Source organism: Nonomuraea sp. NPDC049684 (assembly GCF_044465345.1).
Classification (GTDB): Bacteria; Actinomycetota; Actinomycetes; order Streptosporangiales; family Streptosporangiaceae; genus Nonomuraea.
The window spans coordinates 100,751-126,768 of sequence record NZ_JBITLO010000004.1; the positions used below are offsets into that span (position 1 = coordinate 100,751).

A 26,018-nucleotide genomic window follows, 5' to 3' on the forward strand; every position below is an offset into this window, starting at 1 on the left:
CACTGTCGCGGCCCCATCCACCCCCGAGCCAGGAAGGCACGGCAACTCCGGCCCCGGCTCACCGCCATGAGCTGACACTTCCTGCCGCCACCACGGGCCGCACCGACGCCAAGCCAAGAGAGCGCGGCGAAGCCCCCGCGGGCCGCCTCCCACCCCACATAGCCCGCACACCCCGCCTCTCACGCACCGCACATACCCCCGCCCCGCATACCCAGGCCCCGCATGCCGGGGGCCCGCATGCCTCGCATACGCAGGGCTCGCCCCCGGCCTCGCATACGCGGGGCTCACCCACTCCGGCCTGGCATACCGGGGGCCGCGTTCCGAAGGCCACCCGTATACCCCCGCCCCCTACAGGCACCGGCCCACATACCCGGGGCTCGTGTACTGGGGGTCCGCATACCCCGGCCCCTACAGACCTCGGTCCACACACCTGCCCCCCTCGCATACCCGGGCCTCGCATGCCGGACCCACACACCCCAGGCCCGATACGCCGGGCCCGCATACCCCCGGCCCGCATACCTCTGTCCCGCATACCCCCTCCCTGCATACAGCGCGACCCATCTCACACACCCCACCCTCCGGCACTTCCCGCACACCGCGGCCCGTGGCGCGTCACCTGCGCGCCCTGCCTCCTGACGCCTCGCCCTAGGCGGCCGGAGCTGCGGAAATACCGTCAGCGTCCGGCCATCGGGCCGGGTCGCCGAGGCGTGGGGGCCCGTCGTCGCGCAGGGCCGTCCGGACGATCTCCGTCGCGCGGACTTGACAGATACCCCCCCGGTGTATGTATGTTCATCGCCAGATACCCCCTACCGGTATTAATAAAGAACCAAAAGACCCGCCCGCATCCCCCACCGGGGTACGGCGTAGTGCTGGAGAACGCTCATGTCCGCACCATCCCCCCGGCGATGGACCGCCCTGGCCCTGATCGCCACGGCCCAGTTCATCGTCATCATGGACACGTCGATCATCGGCGTGGCCCTCCCCCGCATCCAGGAAGACCTCGGCTTCTCGCAGGAGAACCTGTCGTGGGTCTTCAACGCCTACGTCGTCGCCTTCGGCGGGCTCCTGCTGCTCGGCGGCCGGCTCTCGGACCTGTTCGGCGCACGCAAGCTGTTCGGCGCCGGCTGGCTCATCCTGCTCGCCGGCTCGCTCGTGGCCGGCATCGCCCCCGAGGTGTGGGTCGAGCTCACCGGACGCGCCGTCCAGGGCGTCGGCGCGGCCCTGATCGCCCCGTCCGCGCTGACCCTGCTGATGATGCTGTTCGGCCACGACCCCAAGGAGCTCACCAAGGCCCTCGCCCTGTACGGCGCGGCCGCCCCGGCGGGCGGCACCGCGGGCGTGTTCCTCGGCGGCGTCATCACCGAGTACCTGAGCTGGCCCTGGGTCTTCTACATCAACATCCCGATCGCGCTCGTCGCGCTCTTCGCCACCCGTCCGCTGATGCCCGCCGGGCAGTCCCAGCGCGGCTCCATCGACGTCCTCGGCGCGCTGACCGTCACCGCCGGACTGGGCGCGGCCGTCTACGCGATCGTCCGGGCGCCCGAGGTCGGCTGGGGCTCCGCGCAGACCTGGGGCGTGCTGGCCGCCGCGATCGCGCTGCTCATCGCCTTCCTGGCGATCCAGGCCCGCCGCCGCGAGCCGCTGATGAGGCTGTCGATCTTCCGTACGCCCAACCTCGCCGCCGCCAACCTGACCCAGCTCCTGCTCGGCGGAGCCTGGATCCCGATGTGGTTCTTCCTGAACCTGTACCTGCAGCAGGTCCTCGGCTACAGCGCCTTCCCCAGCGGCGCGGCCCTGGTGCCGATGACCGTCCTCATCATGCTCGGCATGATCGTCCTGGCGCCGCGCGCCATCAACCGGTTCGGCCCCAAGGCCGTCACGGTGGCGGGTCTCGTCCTGCTCGCCGTCGGGATGGGCTGGCTGTCGCTGATCAGCCCCGAGGGCAGCTTCGCGGTCGACGTCCTGCCCGCCAGCCTGGTGGCCGCGCTCGGCATGTCGCTGGCCTTCATCCCCTCGCTCGGCACCGCCATCTCCTCCGCCCGTCCCGAGGAGGGCGGCCTGGCCTCCGGCATCGTCAACACCAGCTACCAGGTCGGCTCGGCCCTCGGGCTGGCCGCCATGACGGCCGTCGCCGCCGCCAACGGCGCCGCCCAGCTCGGGAACCTGCCCGCGCTGACCGACGGCTTCTCCTCGGCCTTCGTCGGAGCCGCCGGCATCGCGGTCGCCGGCGCCCTGATCGCCGCGCTGACGCTCCGCTCGCGGGCCGCCGCACCCGCCGAGGCCGCCGACACCGCCGGGACCACCGCCGCCACCCGCGGCTGACCTCGACGCTCACAGCTCCGAAGGAGATCCCCATGTCCATCCTCATCGCCTACGACGGTTCACCCGACGCCCGCCACGCCGTCGAGGAGGCCGCCCGGCTGTTCCCCGGCGCGTCCGCGGTGGTGCTGTACGCCCGTCAGCCTCTGGAGAGCCTCGCCGCCCACCTCGAAGGGCATCCCGCCCTGGAGGACCTGCGGGACATCGACGCCAGGACCTTGGACGCCTCGGAACGGCTGGCCGCCGAGGGCGCCGACCTCGCCCGCTCCCTCGGGCTGCGGGCCGAGCCGCGGGTCGCCTCGGTCCCGGAGGAGGTGGTGGCCGCCGCCATCGTCGAGGCCGCCGAGGAGGTCGGCGCCTCGCTGATCGTCCTGGGCTCGCGCGGACGGCAGGGGCTGCGGGCGCTGCTGTCGGGCAGCACGTCCACCCATGTCATGCACGCCACCGCGCGACCCACGCTGATCGTCCCGTCCAAGCCGCTGGCCGACGCCCGTCGCGCCGCCGAGCACCGCGCGGTCCGCTGAGGCCGCCGAGAGACGCCCGGCTCCTTTCGGAGCCGGGCGTTTCGGCGTTCCGGTGAACGCGCCGAACGCGGCGTGCGTATCCCCCAACGAGCCGGAACGACGGCCTGTTATGCCGGATAGTACCGGTGAAATGCCAACAAACAGGGCGGACTTCTGTACTATTCCGCCTCAGGCATGGAGACGTACGAGGAGGCATCGTAGTGGTCGTGGCGACGAGGCTGGGGCGAGCGGCAGTGGCCGTGACACTTGCGGCGGTCGCGGCGGTCTCCATCCCGGGCGTCGCCTCGGCCGATCCCTCGCCCGCCAGGGCCAGGGCCAAGCTGGTGAAGCTGAACGAGCGCGCCGACGAGGTGGTCGAGCAGTACAACCAGGCGACCGAGGCGCACAAGAAGGCCAAGCAGAAGTACGACGCGCTCAACGCCGAGGTCGCCCGCAAGAACGCCCAGGCCGACGGGTTACGCCAGGACCTCGTCTCGGCGGTGGTCAGCGACTACCAGTCGGGCCCGCTCACGACCTGGGGCCGTTTCGTCGCCGACGGCACCCCCGACGAGGTGCTGGGCGGCATGGCCGCCCTGGAGCAGATCTCGCGGGCCAGGGCGGCGAAACTGGCGGCGTTCCAGGCGACGACCAAGGACCTGCGCGCCCGGCGCGACGAGGCCCGGACCGTCCTGGCCGAGGCCGACGCGGCGCGCGACAAGGTTCGGGCGGAGAAGGCGCGGGTCGACAAGCTCGTCAAGGCGCAGACGAAGCTCCTGCGCAGGCTGGGCGCCTTCCGGACGGGCGATCCGAACAGCGCCGGCATCAAGTACACCGGCTCGGCCTCCGGCAGCGCCCGCCTGGCGTTGCAGTTCGCCTTCGCCCAGGTCGGCAAGCCCTACCAGTACGGCGCCGAGGGCCCGAACTCCTACGACTGCTCCGGCCTCACCCAGGCCGCCTGGCGCACGGCGGGCGTCGAGCTGCCCCGCACCACCTGGACGCAATGGGCCTGGGGCGCGAGCAGGCGCGTCTCGCTCGACGCGCTGCAACCCGGCGACCTGCTCTTCAGCAAGGGGCTCGGCCACATGGGCATGTACGCCGGCAACGGGAAGATGGTCCACGCGCCCCAGACCGGTGACGTCGTCAAGGTGGTCGACCTCGACGACTACTGGCGCACCCGCCTGCTCGGCGCGATCCGCCCCTGACCGGCCACGGTGCCGGACGTGACGTCCGGCACCAGGTGGGCCGTGGGAGGCGCTCGGGCCGGGGACGCGAGAAAGGCTCCGAGCGTCGTGCCCGGAGCCCTCTTCACGTGTGGCCGTTGTTCAGTTGAGGCGGTTGTTCACTTGAAGCGGCGCAGCCGCAGGCTGTTGCTGACCACGAACACGCTGGAGAAGGCCATCGCGGCCCCCGCGATCATCGGGTTGAGCAGGCCGAGCGCGGCCAGCGGCAGGGCGGCCACGTTGTAGGCGAACGCCCAGAACAGGTTGCCCTTGATCGTGCCGAGCGTCCGGCGGGAGAGCCTGATCGCGTCGGCGGCCACCCTCAGGTCACCGCGCACCAGGGTCAGGTCGGACGCCTCGATCGCGGCGTCCGTGCCGGTGCCCATGGCCAGGCCCAGGTCGGCCTGGGCGAGCGCGGCCGCGTCGTTGACGCCGTCGCCGACCATCGCCACGACCTTGCCCTCGCCCTGGAGCTCCTTGACGACGTCGACCTTGTCGGCGGGCAGCACCTCGGCGATCACCTCGTCGATGCCGACCTCGGCGGCCACCGTCTTGGCCACGGCCTCGTTGTCGCCGGTCAGCAGGACCGGGGTGAGACCGAGCGCCCGGAGCTGCTGGATGGCCTCCTTGCTGGTGGGCTTGATCACGTCGGCGACCACCAGCACCGCGCGGGCCTTGCCGTCCCAGCCGACCGCCACGGCGGTCCTGCCGCCCGCCTGGGCGGCGTGCAGGGCGCGTTCCAGGTCGGACGGCAGGTGCTGGGACCACTCCTCCAGCAGCCTCGGCCGGCCCACCAGGACCGCGTGCCCCTCGACGACGCCCTGGACGCCGAGGCCCTCGACGTTCGCGAAGTCCTCGGGGGTGGGCAGGTCGCCGACGCGGGCGGCGGCGCCCTTGGCGACGGCCTGGGCGATCGGGTGCTCGGAGGCGTGCTCCAGAGCGCCCGCCAGGCGCAGCACCTCGGCCTCGTCCTCGCCGTCGGCCAGGTGCACGCCGGTGAGCGTCATGCGGCCCTCGGTGACGGTGCCCGTCTTGTCGAGCACCACCGTGTCGATGCGGCGGGTGGACTCCAGCACTTCGGGGCCCTTGATCAGGATGCCGAGCTGGGCGCCCCGGCCGGTGCCGACCAGCAGCGCCGTCGGGGTGGCCAGGCCGAGCGCGCACGGGCAGGCGATGATCAGCACGGCCACCGCGGCGGTGAACGCCGCCCCGACGCCGTCGCCGGTGCCGAGCCAGAAGCCCAGGGTGCCCAGGGCCAGCGCGATCACGATCGGGACGAAGATGCCCGACACGCGGTCGGCCAGCCGCTGCACCTGCGCCTTGCCCGTCTGGGCGTCCTCGACCAGCTTGGCCATCTGGGCGAGCTGCGTGTCGGCCCCGACCCGGGTGGCGCGGACGACCAGCCGGCCGCCGGCGTTCACGGTCGCGCCGGTGACGGCGTCGCCGGGACGCACCTCGACGGGCACGGACTCGCCGGTCAGCATCGAGGCGTCGACCGCGGAGGTGCCCTCCTCGATCACGCCGTCCGTGGCGATCTTCTCGCCGGGACGCACGACGAACCGGTCGCCCACGGCCAGCCGGTCGCTGGGGATGCGGGTCTCCACGCCGTCGCGCAGCACCGCGACGTCCTTGGCGCCCAGTTCCAGCAGGGCGCGCAGGGCGGCGCCCGCCCGCCGCTTGGAGCGGGCCTCGAAGTAGCGCCCGGCCAGGATGAACGCGGTCACCCCCGCCGCGGCCTCCAGGTAGATGTTGCCCGAGCCGTCGGTGCGCTCGATCGTGAACGCGAAGGGGTGGGTCATGCCGGGGGTGCCGGCCGTGCCGAAGAACAGCGCCCACAGCGACCAGCCGAGCGCGGCGATGGTGCCGACCGAGATCAGCGTGTCCATCGTGGCGGCGCCGTGGCGCAGGTTCGTCCAGGCGGCCTTGTGGAACGGCCAGCCGGCGTAGACGACGACCGGCGCGGTGAGCACCAGCGACATCCACTGCCAGTTCGTGAACTGCAACGGCGGGATCATCGCCATCGCGATCACCGGCACCGCCAGCACCACCGAAGTGATCAGCCGGCTGCGCAGCGGCCGCAGCTCGTCCTCCGGCTCCCGCTCGCCCGGCTCGCCCTCGGTACGGGGCGGCGCGGGCAGCGCGGCGGTGTAGCCGGCCGCCTCCACCTGGGCGATCAGCTGCTGCGGATCGACGCCTTCGGGGAAGGTGACCTTCGCCTTCTCGGTGGCGTAGTTGACCGTGGCGGTCACGCCGTCCATCTTGTTGAGCTTGCGCTCGATGCGGTTGGCGCACGAGGCGCAGGTCATGCCGCCGATCGAGAGTTCGACCGCGTTCTGCCGGTCATCGGTGACAGAGGTCATCACCGTTCCCCTTTCCCAGTGGCTGTTCTCAGTGCTTGTGGTTGCCGTGCCCGGCGGGCGTCGCCGAAGCGTCGGGGGTGGCGGGCCGCGGTCCGGCCGCGAGCGTGAAGTCGGCGGTACGGACCTCGCCCTCGTGCTGGAAGTCCAGGAACAGGCGGTATTCGCCGCCGCTCGGCACCTCGGCGTAGAAGACGATCTCGGGGCCCGGCTGCGTCTTGCCGTCGCCCGGCTCGCCGTCGGGGTGGACGTGCAGGTAGGCCAGGTCACGGCCGCGGAGGGCGACCAGGTGGCCGAAGGCGCCGAGGTAGGGCTGCAGGTCGGTGACCGGCTTGCCGTCCTTGCTGACCTTGAGGGTGAGCTTGCTGGCCTGGCCCGGCGTCAGGTCGCCGTCGAGGGTGACCTCGTAGCCGTCGACCTTGGAGGTGCGGCCGGTCTCCGGCAGCGGCTTGGGCTGGTAGTCGCCCGCCACGGCCAGGTCGGCGCCCAGCGTCAGGGCCTCGCCGCCGGTCGGCGCGAAGTCGGCGAAGGCGCGGTAGGCGCCCGCGTCGGGGAAGGTGACCTTGACCGACCAGATGCCGTCGGCCGACATCTCCGGATGGACGTGCTGGAAGCTGCCCAGGTCGCGGGAGACCACGATGAAGTGCAGCTTCTTGTCGTGCTGGACCTGGTAGTCGGTGACCGGGCGGCCGTCGGGGCCGGTCACGGAGAAGCGGAAGTCGGCGGGCTCGCCGGGCTTGAGCGACGTGGTGAGCGGGTTGAGGGTGTAGCCGTTCTCGGACACTTGGAGCCCCCCGGGGGTATCGTTCTTCTTCGTCGTCGTCTGCTGGGCTGTGTGCTCGTCGTGGCCCGCGCTCCGCGCGGTCGCCGGGGTGGCCGTCATGGCGCTGTGGTCGGCGGCGGGTGCGGCCCCGACCGGGCCCACGGCCTTGCCGGCGCCCAGGGCGCCGCCGAAGACGACGGCCAGCCCCAGGGCGTAGGAGCCGAGCTTGGCTGCGGTGTTCACGACTGGTTCGCCACTTCGTACCCGGCCTCCTCGACGGCGGCGACGATCTTCGCCGCGTCGATCGGGCTGTCACTCTCGACGGTCAGCAGGCCGGAGGCCAGATCGACCTCGACGCCGGTCACCCCGGCCACCTCGCCGACCTCCTCCTTGACCGAACTGACGCAGTGGCCGCAGGTCATGCCCTTGACGGTGTAGGTGGTGGTGCTCATATCGGTCTCTCCTTCAATCCGGTCAGGAACGAACAAGTCTGGCGATGGCGTCGGAGGCTTCCTTGACCTTGGCCTCGGCCTCCGGGCCGCCCTTCAGGGTGGCCTCGGCGACGCAGTGGGCCAGGTGGTCCTCCAGCAACGACAGGGAGAACGACTTCAAGGCGCTGGTCGCGGCCGACACCTGGGTCAGGATGTCGATGCAGTACTTGTCGTCCTCGACCATGCGCTGCAGGCCGCGGACCTGCCCCTCGATGCGGCGCAACCGCATCCCTTGATCCTGCTTGCTACCGCTGTGTCCAGCCATGTCAGCCCTCCCTCGGCTCGTTGCCGTTGAGGACACTATACCCCCCTATGGTATCCAGAAGGCAAGTGGCGGCCCCCGCGACAAGATCCGGCGGCCGGATGAAAGGCTGAAGGCATGTTCCCGGAGACTCCCGCCGCCGCCGCGGCGCTGTCGGTGGCCGGCCGCTACTGCTCGCCCGCGCTGCTCAACCACTGCGTCCGCGCCTACCTGTGGGGGGCGATGTACGGCGCGGCCCACGGCATCGCCTTCGACGACGAGCTCTACTACGTCTCCGCGCTGCTCCACGACATGGGGCTGACCGAGCCGTTCGACAGCCACCGGCTGCCGTTCGAGGAGGCGGGCGGGCAGCTCGCCTGGGTGTTCGGCACGGCGGCCGGCTGGCCGGCGGAGCGGGCCGAGCGGGCTGTCGAGATCATCAGGCTGCACATGCGCGCCGACGTGTCCGCCGCCGACGACCCCGAGTCCCACCTGCTGCAGGTCGCCACGAGCTGGGACGTGGTCGGGCGGCGGCCCGAGGAGTTCGCGCCGGACGCCCGGGCGGAGCTGCTCGCCCGCTACCCCAGGCTGGGCTTCGGCGCCGAGTTCCTGGCCTGCTTCGAGGACCAGGCCAGGCGCAAGCCGGACAGCGCCGCCGCCGCGTCGGTCCGGAACGACGTCGCCGGGCGGATCGCCGCCAACCCGCTGGACGGCGGCTGACCCGGGCCCGGCGACTGATCCGAGTCCGGCCGCAGGTCAGGGACCGGGGCGCAACGAGTTCCGGTACGGCGGCATGAACCGCGCCCTCGGCATCTGGTCGGCCAGCACGCCGCCGTCCACGACCAGGGTGGAGCCGGTGACGTAGCGGGCCGACTCCGAGGCCAGGTACGCCACCGCCCCGGCCACGTCGTCCGGCCTGCCGTACCCGCCGCGCAGCGGGATGCGCTCCTCCCACGCCGCCTCGAAGGCCGCGCGGTCGAAGGGGAAGTCGCCGTCGATCGGGGTGGCGATCATGCCGGGCGCCACGGCGTTGACGGTGATGCCATGGGCGCCCAGCTCGGCGGCGAGCGAGCGGGTGATCAGCTCCAGGGCGCCCTTGGAGGCGTTGTAGTGGGCCAGCCCGGCCTCGGCCATGAGGCCGTTCTTGGAGGAGACGTTGACGATCCGCCCCCGCACGCCGTCCGCGATCATGTGCTCGGCCACCCGCTGGGCCAGGAAGAACGGCGCGTCGCAGTTGACCCGCATGACGGCCTGCCAGCCGGCCACGGTGATCTCGTTGAAGTGTTCCAGCCGGGCCACCCCGGCGTTGTTGACCAGGACGTGGATCGGCCCGTGGTCGCGGCGGACCGCGTCGGCGAGCCCGGCCAGACCCTCGGTGTCGGCCAGGTCGAAGTCGTAGGCGCAGCCCGCGCCCGGCCGGTCGACGGTGATCACCCGGTAGCCGTCGGCCGTCAGGCGCGCGGCGATGGCCTGGCCGAGGCCCCTGGCGGCCCCGGTGACCACGGCCAGTTCGGTCATGACAGCCCCAGCAGGTCGAGCGACGGGCGGTGGATCAGCTTCTCGATCTCCTCCCGGTCCAGGGGCGGCAGCCCGGGGATGCCGGGGACGGCGCCGACCGCGCGCAGCCCCGCCACCGAGGCGTCCACCGTGGTGAAGGGGTAGTCGCTGCCGAACAGCAGCTTGCCCCACACCCCGTAGTCCTGGGCCAGGCGCAGGCTGTGCCAGAGCTGGAAGGGACGGTAGTGCAGGGCGGAGACGTCGGCGTAGACGTGGCGGTGCTTGCGGATCACCGCGATGCACTCGCCCTCGTACGGGTGGCCGAGGTGGGCCAGGACCATGCGCAGCTCGGGATGCCTGATGGCGACCTCGTCCAGGTGCACCGGCAGCGCGTAGCGCAGGGGCGCGGCCGAGACGAACGTGGTGCCGGTGTGCACGAGCAGCGGCAGGCCGTGGCGGGCGGCGTAGGCGTACAGGTCGTCCAGCTCGGGGGCGGCCGGGTCGAAACCGGCGTACATCGGCATGAGCTTGATGCCGCGCAGCCCCAGGTCGCGGTGGCCGTGTTCGAGCTCGTCGCGCCAGCCGGGCTGGGTGGGGTCGAGCGACAGGTAGCCGATGAGCCGGTCGGGGTGCTCGCCGGCGTAGGCGGCCACGGCGGCGTCGTCCACCCACAGGCCCGACCGCCTGGCCTTGCCGCCCACCACCACGGTACGGGTGCCGTCGGGCGAGGTGGCGGCGTAGTCCGCCCAGCGCACGGTCAGGTCGACGTGACCGCCGTGCGCGCGGGCGGACTCGGCCGCGAACGGGTCGCCGACGTCGTCCGGGCAGGTGAACAGGTGGGAGTGGACGTCAACGATCACGCTTCTCCCAGCCCTCCTTGAACATGTTCCAGAACCGGTGGGACGGCGGGTGCTCGGCGAAGACCTCGTCGGCCAGCTCGACGCCGAGGCCGGGCCGCTCCGGCAGGCCGACATGGCCGTCGACCACCGGCAGCACGCCCTTCAGCGCGTCGAAGACGTACGGCTCCAGCATGCCGTCGAACGTCTCCAGGACGAGCAGGTTCGGCATGCCGAGCACGGCGTGCACGGAGGCCGTGGTGCACAGCGGCGAGTTGGAGTTGTGCGGGGCGACGAGCATGGCGTGCACGTCGGCCTGCGCGGCCAGCTTCCTGATCTCGGTGAACCCGCCGGCCATCGACAGGTCGGGCTGGATGATGTCGACCGCGCCGGTGGCGAACAGCCGGGCGTACTCGTAGCGGTTGTGGAAGTGCTCGCCGCCGGAGATGGGCATGGCGGCGCGGGCGCGCAGCTCGGCGTACCGCTCGATGTGCGTCCACGGCAACGGCTCCTCGAACCAGCCGAGGTCGAACGGCTCCAGCTCGCGCACGAGCCGGACGGCGGTCGGCATCGCGAACCGGGCGTGGCCCTCGACGAACAGGTCGAGGTCGGGCACGGCCTCGCGGACGGCCGCGACGATGTCGACCGAGAGCCGCAGCTCGGCCCGGGACAACTCGCCCAGCCCGGCGCCGAACGGGTCGAACTTCAGCCCGGTGTAGCCGCGGGCGGCGACCTCCTTGGCCTTGGCCGCGAACACCTGCGGGTCGCGCTCCCCGGTGTACCAGCCGTTGGCGTAGACCCGCACCCGGTCGCGGCAGGCGCCGCCGGTCAGCCGGTAGACGGGCACGCCGAGCGCCTTGCCCATGATGTCGTGGAGCGCCTGGTCGACGCCGGAGACGACGATGCCGCCGACGTCGCCGCCGCGCAGGAAGTCGCCCTGGTACATGCGCAGCCAGATCTCCTCGACGTCGAAGGGATCGGCGCCGATCAGGTGGCGCTGTGCCATGGCCTCGGTCAGCGAGCAGGTCTCCCGTCCCCGGTAGGGGTGGGTGATCTCGCCGATGCCGCTCAGCCCTTCGTCGGTGTGGATGCGCACGTAGGAGAAGTCGCGCCAGGCGGTGCCCAGCGAGAGGGTCTCGACGCGGCTGATCCGGCCGGCGGGCCCGGCCGGGCGGCTGGTGTCAACGGTGAGCATCGGCACCGCCCATGGTGCTGACGTCGGTCAGGTCGAGCACGTCGCCGCGGGCCAGCCGGCCCGCGGTGGCGGCCGCCTCCAGCAGGTGGTCGGCGTCGGCGTCGGTGTGGGCGTAGGAGACGTGGCTGCGCTTGAGGTTCAGCGGCAGCTCGAAGACGCCGTGCTCCAGCAGCCGGCGGCGGTACCCGATGAACATGTTGGCATCATTGCGCAGCAGGTCGTCGTAGGTGCGGGCGGGTCCGGTCATGAAGTAGCCGACGAAGACCGAGCCGTACCCGCTGACCAGCGCCGGGATGTCCAGCGAGGCGAAGACCTCGGCCAGGCCGGTCCTGATCCGCTCGCCGAGGCGGAAGACGTGCTCGTGCACCGGCTCCTCGCGCAGCTTGCGCAGCGTGGCCAGGGCGGCCGCCACGACGGCGGGGTGGCCGTTGTAGGTGCCGGCGAAGAAGGCGGGGCCGCCCGGCCGCGAGCTGAACAGCTCCATGAGATCGGCGCGGCCTCCGAGCGCGCCCACCGGGTAGCCGTTCGCGATCGCCTTGCCCATGGTGGTGAGGTCGGGGGTGATGCCGCAGATCGCCTGCCAGCCGCCCAGGTGGTGGCGGAAGCCGGTGATGACCTCGTCGAAGATCAGCACGCTGCCCGCCCTGGTGCACTCGGCGCGCAGCGTCTCCAGGAACTCCTGCTCGGGCAGCAGGCAGCCGACGTTGTGCGGCACCGGTTCCAGGATGACGGCGGCGATGTCGTCGCCGTGCTCGGCGAAGGCCCGGCGTACCGCCTCGGGGTCGTTGAACGGCAGGACCAGCGTGGCCTGGAGCACCTCGGGCAGGATGCCGGTCGAGATGGGGTCGTGCGTGCCGACCTTCTCCGGCGCGGAGATCACGTTGAGGCTGACCGCGTCGTGCCAGCCGTGGTAGCAACCCTGGAACTTCACCACGAGCCGGCGGCCGGTCGCGGCCCTGGCCACGCGCAGGGCGTGGAAGGTGGCCTCGCTGCCGGTGCTGGTCAGGAGCACCTTCTCCACGCTCGGCACGAGCTCCACCAGCGTCTCGGCGAGCTCGACCTCGCCGGCCGTGACGCCCACGCCGCACAGGTCCACCGTACGGCCGGCCTCGGCGACGGCCGCGCTGACGTCGGGGTCGTTGTGGCCGAGCAGCGGCGGGCCGAAGGCCGCGTGGTAGTCGACGAACTCCCGTCCTTGCGAGTCGCGGAAGCGGGCGCCGGCGGCATGGGTGATCACCAGGTCGGTGAGCCCGGGGATGCTGCGCTGCCCGCTGTTCACGCCGCCGGGGATGACCTGGCGTGCGCGCTCGGCTAGGTGCTTCAAATCTCTCTCCTCCGACGCGCCTCCCGGCCCGGCCCGGCCTGGAAGCGCTGATCGTCCGCCACAAATTCCGAACAGTGTTTGGCAATACCGAACAGGTGAGGGAGATTGAAACACGAGATTGGGTGGGGGTCAACGATGAATTCCGCTAAGCTGTTCGGCTGTGACGAACACTGCTGCTGAGGAATCGCGATATTGGGTCCGCAGCGTCGCCCGCGCCGCCGAGGTGCTGGAGGTCCTGTCGCGCGTGGGGCCGGGTGGCGGCATGAGCGTGACCGAGGTCGCGGCGGCCTGCGGGCTGAGCAAGAGCGCCGCCTTCGCCACCCTCTACACGCTGCGCGGCCACAGCCTGGTCGCCGACGACGGCGAGGGCATGAACCGCCGCTACCGGCTGGGCATGGCGCTGGCCAGGCTGGGCGCCAGGGCCCAGGAGCAGCTCTCGCTGCGCGACGTGGCCCGCCCCGCGCTGGTCCAGCTCACCGAACGCACCGGGATGAACTCCCGGCTCGCGGTGCCCGAGGCCGGCCAGGCCGTCGTCGTCGACCAGGTGAGCAACGGCGAGCGCATCCAGGTCGACCTGCGGATGGGCACCAGGGAGCTGCCCCACTGCACCGGGCTGGGCAAGGCGCTGCTGGCCGAGATGAGCGACGAGGAGGTCGCCAGGGTCGTCGGCCACGTCGGCCTGCCGCGCCGGACCGGCAACACGATCACCGAGCTGCCGCTGCTGCTGGCCCACCTGAAGACGGTCAGGGAGCTCGGCTACGCGGTCGACGACGAGGAGGACGCCGACGGCATCTTCTGCATCGGCAGCGCGCTGCGCGACCACACCGGCGCCTGCGTCGGCGCGATCAGCGTCACCTCGCTCAAGCGCGACCTGCCCGCCTGGCGCTACCAGGAGCTCGGCCGGGAGGTGAGAGAGACGGCGGCGATGATCTCCCAGGAGCTGGGGCATCCCACGTGACGGCTTGACAGATGCCGCACCCACTGTCTAACGTCCTCGCCAATCGTTTCGGGCGAAGATCCGACTCCGAGCGCCGCGGCCCCCGGCGCCGGACGTCAGGGCCGCAGCACCGCCGCCTGCCCGCCTTCGCACGTCGCCCGGCCTTCCCATCACCCCGTTCCCGAAGGCCTCCCCCCATGAACCAAGTAGCCGACGTCGCGCGCCTTCTCGCGCTCGACGCCTCCCGACTCGCCGACGGCACGCTGCTGCGTGTCGCGGGCTATCACCGCGCCGGTGACGGCGGCGGCAAGCTCGTCCGCTGGGACGCCGCCTCCACCGCGCCCGCCAACGGCGGCACCGTGCTCGGCTCCGCGCCCAAGGGCCGCTGGATCCAGCTCCACGACGGCTGCCTCGACTTCCGCGCCTTCGGCGTCTTCGACGACAAGACGCCCGCCGACGCCGCCCTGGAGGCCATGGCCGGCGACCCGGCCGTCTCCAGGATCGAGGCCCACACCGACCTCAACTTCGTCAAGCGCCACACCTTCCGGCGCTCTGACCTGGTGCTCGACTTCGGCGGCCACACCATGACCACCGCCGGCATCGAGAAGAACTCCCACGACAACCCCTTCGGCGCGGTCCTGTTCTTCCAGGGCGAGCGGACCGGGACCACCGTCACCGGCACGCTCACGGCCACGCTCCCCGACCTGGCCGACGTCTTCGAGGTCGACTCCCGGCAGTTCCGGGTCGGCCAGTGGTGGGCCGTGGAGGTCAACGCGCTGGCCGGCACGTACGAGCGCGAGCTCCAGCGCCTGGTCCAGATCACCCAGGTCGTCGACGGCCGGCACGTCCGGGTCAACTACAAGAACGGCTGGGAGCTGGCCGCCGGCCGCACGATCACCTGGACCCTGGTCGAGCCGGTCGAGCGCGTGCACGTGCGCGGCCTGCGCTTCGAGGCGGCCCCGGGCGGCGACGAGTACACCGGCTCGCACCCGGTCGCCTACGAGTACGCCGTCCACTGCGACGTCGAGGACGTGCACGCCACCGGCAGCTTCTGGCCGGTGATCATGCGGCGCTGGTGCACCCACTTCCGCACCGAGCGCTGCAGCCTGAAGAACCCCCCGACCGTCATGTACGGCGGAGCAGGCTACCTGACCCAGCAGATCTACTGCCTGTATGGCCACGTCGCCGACTGCACCACCTCCAACGTCCGCCATCTCAACGACTTCACCGCCAGCGCCTACTGCACGGTCGAGAACTGCCACGGCGACGGCGACGACGAGGGCGGCAACCCCTTCACCACCCACGGCCAGTACGAGCACGACCTGGTCTTCACCGGCAACTCCGGCCTCATGGACATCGCCAACAGCGGCGCCCTGTGGGGCACCAGCGCCAAGCGCATCACCGTGCGCAAGCACCTGTGCTCGTGGTTCGTCGCCGGAACGAAGATCACCGACCTGACGCTTGAGGACGTCCGGGTGATCCCGCGCTCGACGTTCGACCCGGCGGGAACGCTCCAGGTGAACGCCGACGGCCTGCACATGCGCGGCTGCTCGGCCAGGACCGTCGCGATCGGCCAGCGGTCCAGCCGCTCCGGCCGGCCCAACGTCATCGAGGGCTGCTCCTTCGACCTGCCGAAGGACCAGGTGCTGGTGCAGACGCCGGTGAGCAACGCGCTGCACTTCAAGGAGTGCGCCGTCACCGGCCTCGACGGCGCCACCCTGCGCGGCTCCGGCCCCTTGCGCTTCACCGACTGCGACCTGAGCGGATCGGGCAAGGTCTCGCTGGGCTCGGCCGACGTCGTGATCAGCGGCGGCCGGCTCGACGGCGTGCAGGTCGAGCTGAGCGCCGTGCGCGACCAGCGGCTCCGCCTGGAGGGCGTCACGCTGGAGAACTCCGCCCTCGGCCGGGCCGCCGGTCCGGGCGTCCTGACCTGGGAACTGGCCGCCTGCACGGCCACCGGCACCCGCGTCGAGCCGGCCGCGGGCGACAACCGCTGGCGCGCCGCCGGCTCCCGGTTCACCGGCGGCCGGCTCGACCTGACCGCCGCCACCGTCCTGGTGCACACCGGCTGCACCGAGGAGGGCGTCGAGCGCGCCTTCCCGCCCGCCGGCCCCCGCGTCCTCATCGCCGACACCCTCGCACTGTAAGGAACCACCCCCATGGAACGTCGTGACATCCTGCGCGTCACCGGTTTAGCGGCTGTCGGCACCGTCCTGATGGCAAAGCCCGCGCTCGCCGAGCCGGACAAGAAGCCCAAGGACGAGGTGCACGCGGTCGGCACCGTGGCCGAGCTGCTCGCCTTCGAGGCCGCCAAGCTGGCGGACGGCACGCTGGCGCAGGTCGCGGGCTACCTCAAGCCGGGCGACGGCGGCGGCAAGCTCGTCCGCTGGGACGCCGCCTCCACCACGCCGTCCAACGGCGGCACCGTGCTCGGCTCCGCGCCCAAGGGCCGCTGGATCCAGCTCCACGACGGCTGCCTCGACTTCCGCGCCTTCGGCGTCTTCGACGACAAGACGCCCGCCGACGCCGCCCTGGAGGCCATGGTCGGCGACCCGGCCGTCTCCAGGATCGAGGCCCACACCGACCTCAACTTCGTCAAGCGCCACAAGTTCCAGCGCTCTGACCTGGTGCTGGACTTCGGCGGCCACACGATGCGCACCGTGGGCATCGAGAAGGCCGGCCAGGACGACCCGTTCGCGGCGGTGATGTTCTTCCGCGGCAAGGTCACCGCCACCACGGTCAGCCACAAGCTGAGCGCCCCGGTGCCCGACCTGTCGGACGTCTTCGAGGTCGCCGACTCCGCCGCCTTCAAGGTCGGGCAGTGGTGGAGCGCCGAGGTCAACGCGCTGTCCGGCCGCTGGGAGCGGGAGCTGCAGAAGCTGGTCGAGGTCACCCAGATCGTCGACGGCACGCACATCCGGGTCAACTACAAGAACGGCTGGGAGCTGGCCGCCGGCCGCACGATCACCTGGACCCTGGTCGAGCCGGTCGAGCGCGTGCACGTGCGCAACCTGCGCTTCGAGGGCGTCGCGGACGGCGACCAGTACACCGGCTCGCACCCGCTGGCCTACGAGTACGCCGTCCACTGCGACGTCGAGGGCGTCCACGGCACGGGCACGTTCTGGCCGCTGATCATGCGGCGCTGGGCCACCCACTTCCGCACCGAGCGCTGCACGCTGAAGAACCCCGCCAGCGTGACCTGGGGCGGGGCGGGCTACCTGACCCAGCAGATCTACTGCCTGTACGGCCACGTCCGCGACTGCCACACGGCCAACGCCCGCCACCTGAACGACTTCACCGCCAGCGCCTACTGCTACGTGGAGAACTGCCACGGCGACGGCGACGACCAGGGCCCGTTCGTCACCCACGGCCAGTACGAGCACGACCTGACCTACACCGGCAACTCCGGCCTGATGACCTTCGCCAACTCCGGCGCGGCCTGGGGCTCGGCGGCCAAGCGCATCACCGTGCGCAAGCACGTCTGCTCGTGGTTCGTGGCCCGGGTGAAGGTCACCGACCTGACGCTGGAGGACCTCCAGGTCATCGGCAAGCCGTCGCTGGAGGGCTCGGGCATGATCTGGGTCAACGCCGACGGCGTGCAGATGCGCGGCTGCTCGGCCAGCCACACGCTGATCGTCTCCCAGCAGTCGAAGTTGTCGCGCCGGCCCAACCTGATCGAGGGCTGCGTCTTCAACGTCCCGGCCAAGAGCGAGATCGTCCAGGCGAACGTGACCGCGCCGCTGCACGTCAGCCGCACCACCTTCCACGGCCTGAACGGCAACGCCTTCAACGGCGCCGACCTGCGCCTGTCCGGCTCGACGCTGAACGGCGCCGAGGGCGCGGCCCCGCTGGTCCTGGCCGGTTCGGTGTCGCTGACCGGCTGCACGGTGAAGAACGTGGGCCTGGCCGCCGCCGGCAAGGCCGACCAGCGCATCCGCCTCGACGGCGGCACCGAGCTGGCCGAGGCCGGGCTGTCGCGGGTGGAGGCCGCCGGGCTGGTCTCCTGGCAGCTCGCCGGGGTCCGCAGCCAGAACGCCGGGGCCCACGTCCAGCTCGACTCCGGCCGGAACCGCTACGCGGCGACCGGCTGCCAGTTCGGCGGCGGCCGCCTGTCGATCAAGGCCTTCGAGGTGGTCCAGCACACGGGCAACGTCGAGGAGGGCGTCGCCAGGGAGCTGCCGGCCGACGGCCCGAAGGTCCTCACATCAGGAAATCTGGTGATTTAAGTGCGAAAGATAACGCTGGCGGTCGCGGGAGCGGGCAACCGGGGGCAGACCTACGCCTCCTGGATCTCCGCGCACCCCGATCGCGCGGAGCTGGTCGCCGTGGCCGACCCCGACCCCGCCCGCCGGGCCAAGCTGGCCGGCCCCGGCGTGCGCGAGTTCGGCGACTGGCGCGACCTGCTGCGCGAGCGGGTGGCCGACGCCGTCGTCCTGGCCACCCAGGACCGCCTGCACGTCGAGCCCGCCATCGCCCTGGCGCGGGCGGGCTACGCGCTGCTCGTCGAGAAGCCCATGGCGCCGACCGAGGAGGAGTGCCGCGAGATCGTCTCGGCCGTCGGCGAGACCGGCGTGCTGCTGGCCGTCTGCCACGTGCTGCGCTACACGCCCTACACCGCGCTGGTGAAGGAGACCGTGGACAGCGGCGTGCTCGGCGAGGTGATGAGCGTCGAGCACCTGGAGCCGGTCGGCTGGTGGCACCAGGCGCACTCCTACGTGCGCGGCCCCTGGCGCAGCGAGCGCCTGGCCAGCCCGATGCTGCTGGCCAAGTCCTCGCACGACCTCGACTGGCTGACCTACGTCACCGGGCTTCGGATCGAGCAGGTCGCCAGCTTCGGCTCGCTCGGCCACTTCAGGCCCGAGCGGCGCCCGGAGCAGGCCGCCGACCGCTGCCTCGACTGCGTCCTGGAGCCCCGGTGCCCGTACTCGGCTCCGCGCCTGTACCTGGACCGCGGCTACGACTGGCCGACCAGCGTCCTCGGCGAGAACGAGGAGCAGGTCATGGACGCCCTGCGCACCGGCCCGTACGGCAGGTGCGTCTACGCCTGCGACAACGACGTGGTCGACCACCAGGTGCTCGCCATGCAGCTGACCGGCGGCGCGACCGCGACCTTCACCATGACCGCCTTCACCGAGCAGACCCACCGCCAGACCAGGATCTTCGGCACCCACGGCCGGCTGATCGGCGACGGCGAGTCGGTCGAGGTGCTCGACTTCCGCGACGGCCGCAGCAGCCGGCGCAGCGTCGCCGAGACCGGCTCGAACGCCGGCGACGGCCACGGCGGCGGCGACGACGGCGTGATGGACGCCTTCGTCACCGCCCTGGCCACCGGCGACCCCGCACACGTGCGCTCGGGCCCCACCGAGTCGCTCCACAGCCACCTCGCGGTCTTCGCCGCCGAGAAGGCCCGGCACAGCGGCACGGTCGTCACCGTGCCCGCACTCTAGGAAGGAACCATCATGCGACTGCGCGCGCTGGCCGCCGCTGCGGCCGCCCTCGGCACGCTGACCGCCTGCGGCGGCGGCTCCGGAGGCGACGAGAAGCAGACCGTGACCATGTGGATCTACCCGAACATCGCCGACCAGCCCAAGCACCAGGCGTTCTGGGACGAGCAGACCAAGGCGTTCGAGGCGGCCAACCCGAACATCGACGTCAAGGTCGAGATCTACCCGTGGGCCAAGCGCGACGAGGCGCTGTCCACGGCGATCGCCGGCAACAAGGCGCCCGACGTGGTCTACCTCATCCCCGACCAGCTCCCCAAGTACGCCAGGACGCTGGAGCCGGTGGACGCCTACCTCGCCGACAAGGCCGACTACCGGGACAACGCCCTGAAGTCGGTCACCATCGACGGCAAGGTCATGGGCGCGCCGATCCTGATGTCGGCCAACCCGCTGGTCTGCAACCAGAAGGCGTTCGACGCCGCCGGCGTCACCGAGTTCCCCAAGACCTGGGACGACGTGCTCGCCCTGGCCCCGAAGTTCAAGGCCAAGGACGTCGACGTCACCAACTACTGGGCCGACCCCGCCGCCACCCTCAACCAGTCGTTCTACCCGCTGCTGTGGCAGGCCGGCGGCGACGTGTTCAGCCCCGACGGCAAGTCGGCGGCCTTCGGCGGCGCCGAGGGCGTCAAGGCGCTGACCTTCCTGAAGAAGCTGGCCGACGGCGGCTACGTGGAGAAGGACCTGCTGACCGGGCTGCCCAAGTTCGAGCAGACCAGGACCGCGCAGAACAAGGTGGCCTGCACCTGGCAGCAGCTGCCCGCCGACGTCGAGTCGTTCTGGGGCAAGGAGAACATCAAGGTCCTGCCGCCGCTGACCGACGCCAAGCAGGTCGCCTACGGCACGGTCGGCTCGCTGGCCCTGCTCAAGGCGTCCGACCACAAGGAGGCGGCGGGCAAGTGGATCGGCTTCGCCACCGGCGCCGCCCCGAGCAAGGCCTACGACCTGGCCTCGGGCTACTTCTCCCCGCGCAAGTCCACCGGCTCGCTGTACGCGGCCGACCCGGTGCAGGCCGAGGTGGAGAAGGCGCTCGACCTGACCACGGCCGGGCCGCTGCACGAGAAGGCGCGTGACGTGATGGGCGTCCTGGCTCCCGAGATCCAGGCCGCGCTGATCGGCAAGAAGACGCCCGAGCAGGCGCTCGCCGACGCGGCCAAGGCCGCGGACGCGCTGCTGGGTGGCTGATGGCGGCGATCGACGTCAGGCGGTGGGAGGCGCGGACCGGACTGCTGTTCGTCCTGCCGTGCCTCCTGCTCTTCCTGCTGTTCCGGTTCGGCCCGTCCGTCGCCGGGGTGCTGCTGGGGTTCTTCGACTCCTCCATCGGCGCCAGCCCGGAGTGGACCGGCGTGGACAACTACCGGCGGATGGCCGCCGACCCCGTCTTCTGGGAGTCGCTGCGCATCACGCTGATCTACACGATCCTGTACGTGCCGGCGTCGATGGCCGCCTCGGTGGGCATGGCGCTGCTGGTGCGCCGCGCCTTCCGCGGGGCCGCCTTCTTCCGCTCGGTCTTCTTCCTGCCCGTCGTCACCAGCCTGGTCCTGGCCGGGACGGTCTTCACCTGGCTGTTCTCCTCCGAGGGGCCGATCACCAAGCTCACCGGGCAGTCGTGGCTGGCCTCCACCACGCTGGTCATCCCGGCGCTGGTGATCGTCTCGGTCTGGTCCAGGTTCGGGTACGGCATGCTGATCGTCCTGGCCCGGCTGCAGGACCTGCCGCGGGAGCTGGAGGAGGCCGCGCTCACCGACGGAGCCTCCACCTGGCAGCGGTTCCGCTACATCGTGGCCCCGCAGCTTCGCCCCGCGCTGTTCTTCGTCGCCGTGATCGAGACGACGAACTCCTTCCAGGTGTTCGACCTGGTCTACGTGATGACCGGCGGCGGCCCGGCGCACGGCAGCTTCACGCTGGTCATGGCCCTGTACGAGCAGGCGTTCAAGAACTTCGACTTCGGCTACGCCAGCGCCATCGGCGTCGCGCTGTTCGTCATGACCCTCGTGGTCGCGCTGGTCCAGCGCCTGATGATCGGGAGGTCGAAGTGACGACATACCGCCCGTACAAGGCGCTGGAGCCGACCAGGGCCGGCAAGGTGGCCAGGTTCGTCCTGCTGGCCGTCGCCACGCCGGTCACGCTGTTCCCGTTCTACGCGATGGTCGTGCTGTCGCTGAAGCCGGGCACGGCCGTGACGTTCCCGGAGAGCATGCTGCCCTGGCCGGTGGACTTCAGCGCCTACGGCGAGGTGCTGGGCGGCCGCGACCTGGTCACCTGGACGGTCAACACGCTCATCTACTCCGTAGTCAGCGTGGTGGCCGTGCTGCTGCTGGCCTCGCTGGCCGGGTACGCCTTCGCCAAGAAGCGGTTCCCCGGCCGCGAGCCCATGTTCTGGTCGTTCCTGGCCATGGTCATGGTGCCCTACCACGTGACGCTCATCCCGACGTTCATGCTCATCGCCGAGCTGGGCGGGGTGGACACGTACTGGGGGCTGATCCTGCCGACGCTCGCCAACGCGCAGGCGGTCTTCCTCATGCGGCAGTTCATCATGGGCCTGCCGGACGAGCTGTTCGAGGCGGCCCGGCTCGACGGCGCCTCCGAATGGCGGATCTTCATCAGGATCGTCCTGCCGTTGTGCAAGCCGATCCTGGCCACGCTGGGCGTCTTCGTCTTCCTGTGGCACTGGAACGACCTGCTCTGGCCGCTCATCATCGGCGGCGGCGCCGACATGCGCACCCTGACCGTGGGCATCGCCTCCCTGCAGACGGAGAACGTCCCGCTCAGCGTCGTGCTGGCCGGGGCCACGGTCGCGTTCGTACCGATCTTCGCCGCCTACCTGGTCGGCCAGCGTTATTTCACCGAAGGAGTCACGATGTCGGGGATCAAGGGCTGATGTTCACCTCCGTCGACGATCTGGAAGAGCACCTCACCCGCCCGTCCGAGTCGCTCGTCGCCGACCTCGCCGCCGGCTCCGGCGACCTGGTCGTGCTGGGCGCCGGGGGCAAGATGGGGCCCACGTTGTGCCGCCTGGCCCGGCGCGGCCTGGACGCCGCCGGGCGCGGCGCCGACCGCGTCTTCGCCGTCTCCCGGTGGTCCGACCGGACCGCGGCCGGCGCCCTGGCCGGGCACGGCGTGGACGTCGTCCCCTTCGACCTGCTCGACGGCGACCTGGGCACGCTGCCCGACGCCGCGGACGTGGTCTTCATGGTCGGGGCGAAGTTCGGCACGTCCGCCGCGCCGTACCTGGCCTGGGTGGTCAACGCGGCCCTGCCCGCCCGCGTCGCCGAGCGGTACGGCGGTGCGCGCGTCGCGGCGCTGTCCACGGGCAACGTCTACCCGCTGGTGCCCCTGTCGTCCGGCGGGAGCGTCGAGGGCGACCCGGTCGGGCCGGTGGGCGAGTACGCGATGAGCTGCCTCGGCCGCGAGCGCGTCTTCGAGCACGCGGCCGCCGCCCGCGGCACGGCCGTGACGATCGTCCGCCTCAACTACGCCGTGGACCTGCGGTACGGCGTCCTGGCCGACATCGGGCAGCGGGTGCTGTCCGGCGCCGCGGTGGACGTGACGACCGGGCACGTCAACGTGGTCTGGCAGGGCTACGCCAACGAGGTCGTGCTGCGCTCGCTCGGCCATGCGACGGCGGGCACGCCGTTCACGCTGAACCTGACCGGCCCCGAGACCGCCTCGGTGCGCCGGGTGGCCGCCGCCTTCGGCGCCCGCCTCGGCAGGCCGGTGTCCTTCGAGGGTGCCGAGGCCGGGACGGCGCTGCTGAACGACGCCACGCTCTGCCACCGCCTGTTCGGCTACCCGCAGGTGCCGCTGGGCACGCTGGTCGACTGGCAGGCCGACTGGCTGGCCGCCGGGCTGCCGACGTCGGGCAAGCCCACCAAGTTCGCCGTACGAGACGGGAGATTCTGATGCCCACGCCGAATCCCGCGCTGTCGCGGCTGCGGGCGGGGACCGTCATCCCCGCCCACCCGCTGGCGCTCACCGCGGACCGGACGCTGGACGAGCGCCGTCAGGCCGCGCTCACCCGGTACTACCTGGCGGCGGGGGCCGGCGGCCTGGCCGTGGGCGTGCACACGACCCAGTTCGAGATCCGCGGGGCCGGGCTGCTGGAGCCGGTCCTGCGCCTGGCCGCCGACGTGGCCGGTGAGTCCGCCCGGGAGTCCGCCCGGGAGCGGCCGGTGCTGGTCGCCGGGGCGTGCGGGCCGACCGCGCAGGCGGTGGCCGAGGCCGAGCTGGCCGCCTCGCTGGGGTACGACGCCGTGCTGCTCTCGCCGGTCGTGCCGGGCGCCTCCGAGGACGACCTGCTGGCGCGGGCGCGGGCCGTGGGCGAGGTGCTGCCGGTCGTCGGCTTCTACCTCCAGGCGGCGATCGGCGGGCCGGTGCTGTCGCGCGGCTTCTGGCGGGCCCTGGCCGACCAGCCCTCCACTGTCGCGGTGAAGGTGGCGGCCTTCGACCGCTACCGCTCGCTGGACGTGGCGCACGGCGTGGCCGCCTCCGACCGGGCCGGCGAGGTCGCCCTCTACACGGGCAACGACGACCACATCATCGGCGACCTGCTGGCCGAGCTGCCCGGCGGCCTGCGCTTCGCCGGCGGCCTGCTCGGCCAGTGGGCGGTGTGGACGCGGGCGGCGGTGGAGATGGTCGACGGCCTGCGCGACGACCCGGCGCGGTGGTGGGGCCGGGCCACGGCGCTCACCGACGCCAACGCCGCCGTCTTCGACAGCGCCAACGCCTTCGCCGGCTGCATCGCCGGCGTGCACGAGGTGCTGCGCAGGCAGGGCCTGCTGGCCGGCACCTGGTGCCTCGACCCGGACGAGGGCCTCTCCCCCGGCCAGGCCGAGGAGCTGACCCGGGTCAGCGCCGCCTACCCGTGGCTGACCGACGACGACTTCGTGGCCGAGCACCGCGATGCCTGGCTCGGCTGACTCCGCCGTGCGCGTGCTGGTCAGCGTCCCGCCGGCGCTGCGCGCGCAGTTCTTCCCCGACCCCGCCGCCCTGCTGGCCCTGGGTGACGTGCGGCTGCTCGACGACCACCGCGCGCTGCCCGAGGCGCTGCCCGGCACCGAGGTGCTGGTGACCTCGTGGGGGGTGCCGCCGCTGACCGCCGACCTGCTCGACCGGGCTCCTGGGCTGCGGCTGGTCGCGCACACCGGGGCGACGGTCAAGCCGTTCGTCACCGGCGAGCTGTGGGCGCGGGGCGTCCGGGTGACGCAGGCGGGCGCGGCGATGGCCCGGTCGGTGGCGGAGGTGGCGCTGACGTTCACGCTGGCGCTGCTGCACCAGGTGCACCGCTTCGACCACGCCCTGCGCGGCGGCCTGCCGTGGGAGGCGGCCGAGCGGGCGCCGGCCAGGCGGGAGATCCTCGGCTGCCCGATCGGCGTCATCGGCGCCTCCAGGACCGGCCGGGCCTACCTCGACCTCGTCCGCGCGCTCGGGGCCGAGGTCACCGTGGCCGACCCGTACCACGAGGGCGCCGTGGAGCTGGACGAGCTGCTGTCCACCAGCCGGATCGTGGCCGTGCACGCCCCGGCCCTGCCGGAGACGCGCCACCTGCTCGGGGCGCGGGAGCTGGCGCTGATGCCCGACGGCGCCGGGCTGGTCAACACCGCCAGGTCGTGGCTGGTGGACGAGGCCGCCCTGCTGGCCGAGCTGCGTTCGGGACGGCTGGACGCGGCGATCGACGTCTTCGACGAGGAGCCGCTGCCGGTCGGGCACCCGTTCCGCGCGCTGCCGAACGCGCTGCTCACCCCGCACCAGGCGGCCGGCACCGATTCGGGGCGGGCCCGCCAGGGCCGGGTGGTGGTCGAGGAGATCGCCCGGTATGCCGGCGGCCTCCCGCTGGCGCACGAGGTGACGCCGGAGCTGCTGGGGAGGATGGGATGACGTCCCTGCGCACCGCCCGTCCGGGCGACCGGGAGGCGCTCTACGCGCTGTGGGCCGCCTGCTTCGACGCCCCGCACGTGGTGCCCCTGTACGAGACCGACCCCGGCCGGTACGGCCGGACGTTCGTGACCGGCGACGTGTCGGCCTGCGTGTACTACCTGCCGCGCCGGCTCCACGACGGCCTGGGCGGCGAGGTGCGGGCAGGCGGCGTGGCCAACGTCGCCGCCCACCCGTCGGTGCGCGGGCGCGGGCACGTCCGGCGGCTGCTGGCGCTGGCGGCCGAGGCGATGGCGGCCGACGGCTGCGCCTGGTCGTTGCTGTTCACCGGCACGCCGGGGGTCTACAAGGAGTGGACCGGCTTCGAGCTGCGGACGGTGTCCGGCCCGTTGCGCCGCACCGGCCCGGCCGGGCGCGGGCTGCGCCGGATCCCGGTGGCCGAGGCGGCGGTCCTGCGGGAGGTGTACGAGCGGCACAACGTGCGGCGTCCGCTGACCGCCGTGCGCGACGAGGCGCACTGGCGGGACCGGCTGCCCATCTGGTACGGCGACCCGGTCGAGCTGCTGGCCGGGGACGCCGGGTACGCCGCCGTGCGATGGGACGGCGGCGTCCTCGACGTGCTGGAGGTGGCCGGAGACCTGCCCGGGGTGCTCTCCGCGCTGGCCGCCGAGGCGGCGGCCCGGGGCGTCCGCACCGGCAGGGCCAGGCTGACCTGGGACGAGCCGGCCCTGCCGCACCTGTTCGCGAGCGTCGTCCGGGAGCGGGACCGCACGGGGATGGCCCGCGCGATCCTGGGCGATCCGGGGCCCGTGGTGAGCGCGGAGAACGCGGCCCACTGGCCGGCGGACTACTTCTGACGGCCGGGCCTTCCCGAACAGACATCGGATGAATCTCCGTGCGGCTCTTGCCGAGGGAACGGAGATCGGGCTACCTTTCCTCCAATCTCTTCACCGCTTTGGAGTG

23 protein-coding genes are annotated in these 26,018 nt (G+C 72.2%); 15 read left to right on the forward strand and 8 right to left on the reverse strand.

Annotated features, from left to right (window positions below; genetic code table 11):
* Positions 1-882: 882 nt before the first annotated feature.
* The 3 genes from ACIBST_RS14425 (at position 883) to ACIBST_RS14435 (ending at position 4,024) form a co-directional block, all read left to right on the forward strand.
* Positions 883-2,322 carry an MFS transporter gene (locus ACIBST_RS14425; RefSeq protein WP_397171824.1) on the forward strand — a complete coding sequence of 480 codons (1,440 nt, stop codon included), beginning with the start codon at positions 883-885 and terminating at the stop codon, positions 2,320-2,322.
* A 32-nt stretch (positions 2,323-2,354) separates the two neighbouring features.
* Positions 2,355-2,843 (forward strand): universal stress protein, encoded by a 489-nt coding sequence (locus ACIBST_RS14430; protein WP_397171825.1) that lies wholly within the window; start codon positions 2,355-2,357, stop codon positions 2,841-2,843.
* A 233-nt stretch (positions 2,844-3,076) separates the two neighbouring features.
* Positions 3,077-4,024 (forward strand): NlpC/P60 family protein, encoded by a 948-nt coding sequence (locus tag ACIBST_RS14435; protein ID WP_397171827.1) that lies wholly within the window; start codon positions 3,077-3,079, stop codon positions 4,022-4,024.
* 137 nt (positions 4,025-4,161) lie between these two features.
* On the opposite strand, the gene ACIBST_RS14440 is transcribed toward ACIBST_RS14435, so the two are convergent.
* The 4 genes from ACIBST_RS14440 to ACIBST_RS14455 are packed head-to-tail and all read right to left on the reverse strand — an operon-like array spanning position 4,162 to position 7,918.
* Positions 4,162-6,402, reverse strand: coding sequence for a heavy metal translocating P-type ATPase (locus tag ACIBST_RS14440; RefSeq protein WP_397171828.1), 2,241 nt, complete (start codon positions 6,400-6,402; stop codon positions 4,162-4,164).
* A 28-nt stretch (positions 6,403-6,430) separates the two neighbouring features.
* A complete protein-coding gene (locus tag ACIBST_RS14445; RefSeq protein WP_397171829.1) occupies positions 6,431-7,405 on the reverse strand; it encodes a hypothetical protein in 975 nt (324 codons plus the stop codon).
* Positions 7,402-7,614, reverse strand: a complete 213-nt coding sequence (locus ACIBST_RS14450; RefSeq protein ID WP_358301136.1) for a copper ion binding protein — start codon at positions 7,612-7,614, stop codon at positions 7,402-7,404. Before ACIBST_RS14450 ends, ACIBST_RS14445 begins: the two co-directional genes overlap by 4 nt.
* Positions 7,615-7,636: 22 nt before the next feature.
* Complete coding sequence (locus ACIBST_RS14455) at positions 7,637-7,918, reverse strand: metal-sensitive transcriptional regulator (protein ID WP_397171831.1); 282 nt, start codon at positions 7,916-7,918, stop codon at positions 7,637-7,639.
* Positions 7,919-8,032: 114 nt separating this feature from the next.
* Here ACIBST_RS14455 and ACIBST_RS14460 point away from each other — a divergent pair, with 114 nt between their 5' ends.
* Entirely contained in the window at positions 8,033-8,614 is a 582-nt protein-coding gene (locus ACIBST_RS14460) for an HD domain-containing protein (RefSeq protein WP_397171833.1), read from the forward strand.
* A 36-nt stretch (positions 8,615-8,650) separates the two neighbouring features.
* Here ACIBST_RS14460 and ACIBST_RS14465 read toward each other — a convergent pair whose 3' ends face one another.
* The 4 genes from ACIBST_RS14465 to ACIBST_RS14480 are packed head-to-tail and all read right to left on the reverse strand — an operon-like array spanning position 8,651 to position 12,746.
* Positions 8,651-9,412 (reverse strand): SDR family NAD(P)-dependent oxidoreductase, encoded by a 762-nt coding sequence (locus tag ACIBST_RS14465; RefSeq protein ID WP_397171834.1) that lies wholly within the window; start codon positions 9,410-9,412, stop codon positions 8,651-8,653.
* Positions 9,409-10,251 (reverse strand): amidohydrolase family protein, encoded by an 843-nt coding sequence (locus ACIBST_RS14470; protein ID WP_397171836.1) that lies wholly within the window; start codon positions 10,249-10,251, stop codon positions 9,409-9,411. Before ACIBST_RS14470 ends, ACIBST_RS14465 begins: the two co-directional genes overlap by 4 nt.
* Positions 10,241-11,422 (reverse strand): mandelate racemase/muconate lactonizing enzyme family protein, encoded by a 1,182-nt coding sequence (locus ACIBST_RS14475; RefSeq protein ID WP_352356031.1) that lies wholly within the window; start codon positions 11,420-11,422, stop codon positions 10,241-10,243. Before ACIBST_RS14475 ends, ACIBST_RS14470 begins: the two co-directional genes overlap by 11 nt.
* Complete coding sequence (locus ACIBST_RS14480) at positions 11,409-12,746, reverse strand: aspartate aminotransferase family protein (protein ID WP_397171838.1); 1,338 nt, start codon at positions 12,744-12,746, stop codon at positions 11,409-11,411. Before ACIBST_RS14480 ends, ACIBST_RS14475 begins: the two co-directional genes overlap by 14 nt.
* A 160-nt stretch (positions 12,747-12,906) precedes the next feature.
* Here ACIBST_RS14480 and ACIBST_RS14485 point away from each other — a divergent pair, with 160 nt between their 5' ends.
* From ACIBST_RS14485 to ACIBST_RS14535, 11 genes are all read left to right on the forward strand, one after another.
* Complete coding sequence (locus ACIBST_RS14485; RefSeq protein WP_397171840.1) at positions 12,907-13,704, forward strand: IclR family transcriptional regulator; 798 nt, start codon at positions 12,907-12,909, stop codon at positions 13,702-13,704.
* Positions 13,705-13,880: 176 nt separating this feature from the next.
* A complete protein-coding gene (locus ACIBST_RS14490) occupies positions 13,881-15,830 on the forward strand; it encodes a hypothetical protein (protein WP_397171842.1) in 1,950 nt (649 codons plus the stop codon).
* A gap of 12 nt (positions 15,831-15,842) precedes the next feature.
* On the forward strand, positions 15,843-17,909 hold the full coding sequence (locus ACIBST_RS14495) for a hypothetical protein (RefSeq protein WP_397171843.1): 2,067 nt from the start codon (positions 15,843-15,845) through the stop codon (positions 17,907-17,909).
* Positions 17,910-19,130 carry a Gfo/Idh/MocA family protein gene (locus ACIBST_RS14500; RefSeq protein WP_397171844.1) on the forward strand — a complete coding sequence of 407 codons (1,221 nt, stop codon included), beginning with the start codon at positions 17,910-17,912 and terminating at the stop codon, positions 19,128-19,130.
* 12 nt (positions 19,131-19,142) lie between these two features.
* Positions 19,143-20,366 (forward strand): sugar ABC transporter substrate-binding protein, encoded by a 1,224-nt coding sequence (locus tag ACIBST_RS14505; protein WP_352356043.1) that lies wholly within the window; start codon positions 19,143-19,145, stop codon positions 20,364-20,366.
* A complete protein-coding gene (locus ACIBST_RS14510) occupies positions 20,366-21,220 on the forward strand; it encodes a sugar ABC transporter permease (RefSeq protein WP_344207378.1) in 855 nt (284 codons plus the stop codon). The genes ACIBST_RS14505 and ACIBST_RS14510 overlap by 1 nt, the downstream gene beginning before the upstream one ends.
* Positions 21,217-22,062, forward strand: coding sequence for a carbohydrate ABC transporter permease (locus ACIBST_RS14515; protein ID WP_344207377.1), 846 nt, complete (start codon positions 21,217-21,219; stop codon positions 22,060-22,062). Before ACIBST_RS14510 ends, ACIBST_RS14515 begins: the two co-directional genes overlap by 4 nt.
* The gene (locus ACIBST_RS14520; RefSeq protein ID WP_397171846.1) at positions 22,062-23,084 is read left to right on the forward strand and encodes an NAD-dependent epimerase/dehydratase family protein; all 1,023 of its coding nucleotides are present in this window, start codon (positions 22,062-22,064) and stop codon (positions 23,082-23,084) included. The genes ACIBST_RS14515 and ACIBST_RS14520 overlap by 1 nt, the downstream gene beginning before the upstream one ends.
* Positions 23,084-24,100 carry a dihydrodipicolinate synthase family protein gene (locus ACIBST_RS14525; protein ID WP_397171848.1) on the forward strand — a complete coding sequence of 339 codons (1,017 nt, stop codon included), beginning with the start codon at positions 23,084-23,086 and terminating at the stop codon, positions 24,098-24,100. Before ACIBST_RS14520 ends, ACIBST_RS14525 begins: the two co-directional genes overlap by 1 nt.
* Positions 24,084-25,058, forward strand: coding sequence for a hydroxyacid dehydrogenase (locus ACIBST_RS14530; protein WP_397171849.1), 975 nt, complete (start codon positions 24,084-24,086; stop codon positions 25,056-25,058). The genes ACIBST_RS14525 and ACIBST_RS14530 overlap by 17 nt, the downstream gene beginning before the upstream one ends.
* On the forward strand, positions 25,055-25,912 hold the full coding sequence (locus tag ACIBST_RS14535; RefSeq protein WP_397171851.1) for a GNAT family N-acetyltransferase: 858 nt from the start codon (positions 25,055-25,057) through the stop codon (positions 25,910-25,912). The genes ACIBST_RS14530 and ACIBST_RS14535 overlap by 4 nt, the downstream gene beginning before the upstream one ends.
* Positions 25,913-26,018: the final 106 nt, after the last annotated feature.

Coding starts and splice junctions, on each gene's coding strand:
- ACIBST_RS14425 (WP_397171824.1), top strand. CDS start 883: ATGTCCGCACCATCCCCCCGGCGATGGACCGCCCTGGCCCTGATCGCC.
- ACIBST_RS14430 (WP_397171825.1), top strand. CDS start 2,355: ATGTCCATCCTCATCGCCTACGACGGTTCACCCGACGCCCGCCACGCC.
- ACIBST_RS14440 (WP_397171828.1), bottom strand. CDS start 6,402: ATGACCTCTGTCACCGATGACCGGCAGAACGCGGTCGAACTCTCGATC.
- ACIBST_RS14450 (WP_358301136.1), bottom strand. CDS start 7,614: ATGAGCACCACCACCTACACCGTCAAGGGCATGACCTGCGGCCACTGC.
- ACIBST_RS14455 (WP_397171831.1), bottom strand. CDS start 7,918: ATGGCTGGACACAGCGGTAGCAAGCAGGATCAAGGGATGCGGTTGCGC.
- ACIBST_RS14460 (WP_397171833.1), top strand. CDS start 8,033: ATGTTCCCGGAGACTCCCGCCGCCGCCGCGGCGCTGTCGGTGGCCGGC.
- ACIBST_RS14465 (WP_397171834.1), bottom strand. CDS start 9,412: ATGACCGAACTGGCCGTGGTCACCGGGGCCGCCAGGGGCCTCGGCCAG.
- ACIBST_RS14475 (WP_352356031.1), bottom strand. CDS start 11,422: ATGCTCACCGTTGACACCAGCCGCCCGGCCGGGCCCGCCGGCCGGATC.
- ACIBST_RS14490 (WP_397171842.1), top strand. CDS start 13,881: ATGAACCAAGTAGCCGACGTCGCGCGCCTTCTCGCGCTCGACGCCTCC.
- ACIBST_RS14495 (WP_397171843.1), top strand. CDS start 15,843: ATGGAACGTCGTGACATCCTGCGCGTCACCGGTTTAGCGGCTGTCGGC.
- ACIBST_RS14505 (WP_352356043.1), top strand. CDS start 19,143: ATGCGACTGCGCGCGCTGGCCGCCGCTGCGGCCGCCCTCGGCACGCTG.
- ACIBST_RS14510 (WP_344207378.1), top strand. CDS start 20,366: ATGGCGGCGATCGACGTCAGGCGGTGGGAGGCGCGGACCGGACTGCTG.
- ACIBST_RS14520 (WP_397171846.1), top strand. CDS start 22,062: ATGTTCACCTCCGTCGACGATCTGGAAGAGCACCTCACCCGCCCGTCC.
- ACIBST_RS14525 (WP_397171848.1), top strand. CDS start 23,084: ATGCCCACGCCGAATCCCGCGCTGTCGCGGCTGCGGGCGGGGACCGTC.
- ACIBST_RS14530 (WP_397171849.1), top strand. CDS start 24,084: ATGCCTGGCTCGGCTGACTCCGCCGTGCGCGTGCTGGTCAGCGTCCCG.
- ACIBST_RS14535 (WP_397171851.1), top strand. CDS start 25,055: ATGACGTCCCTGCGCACCGCCCGTCCGGGCGACCGGGAGGCGCTCTAC.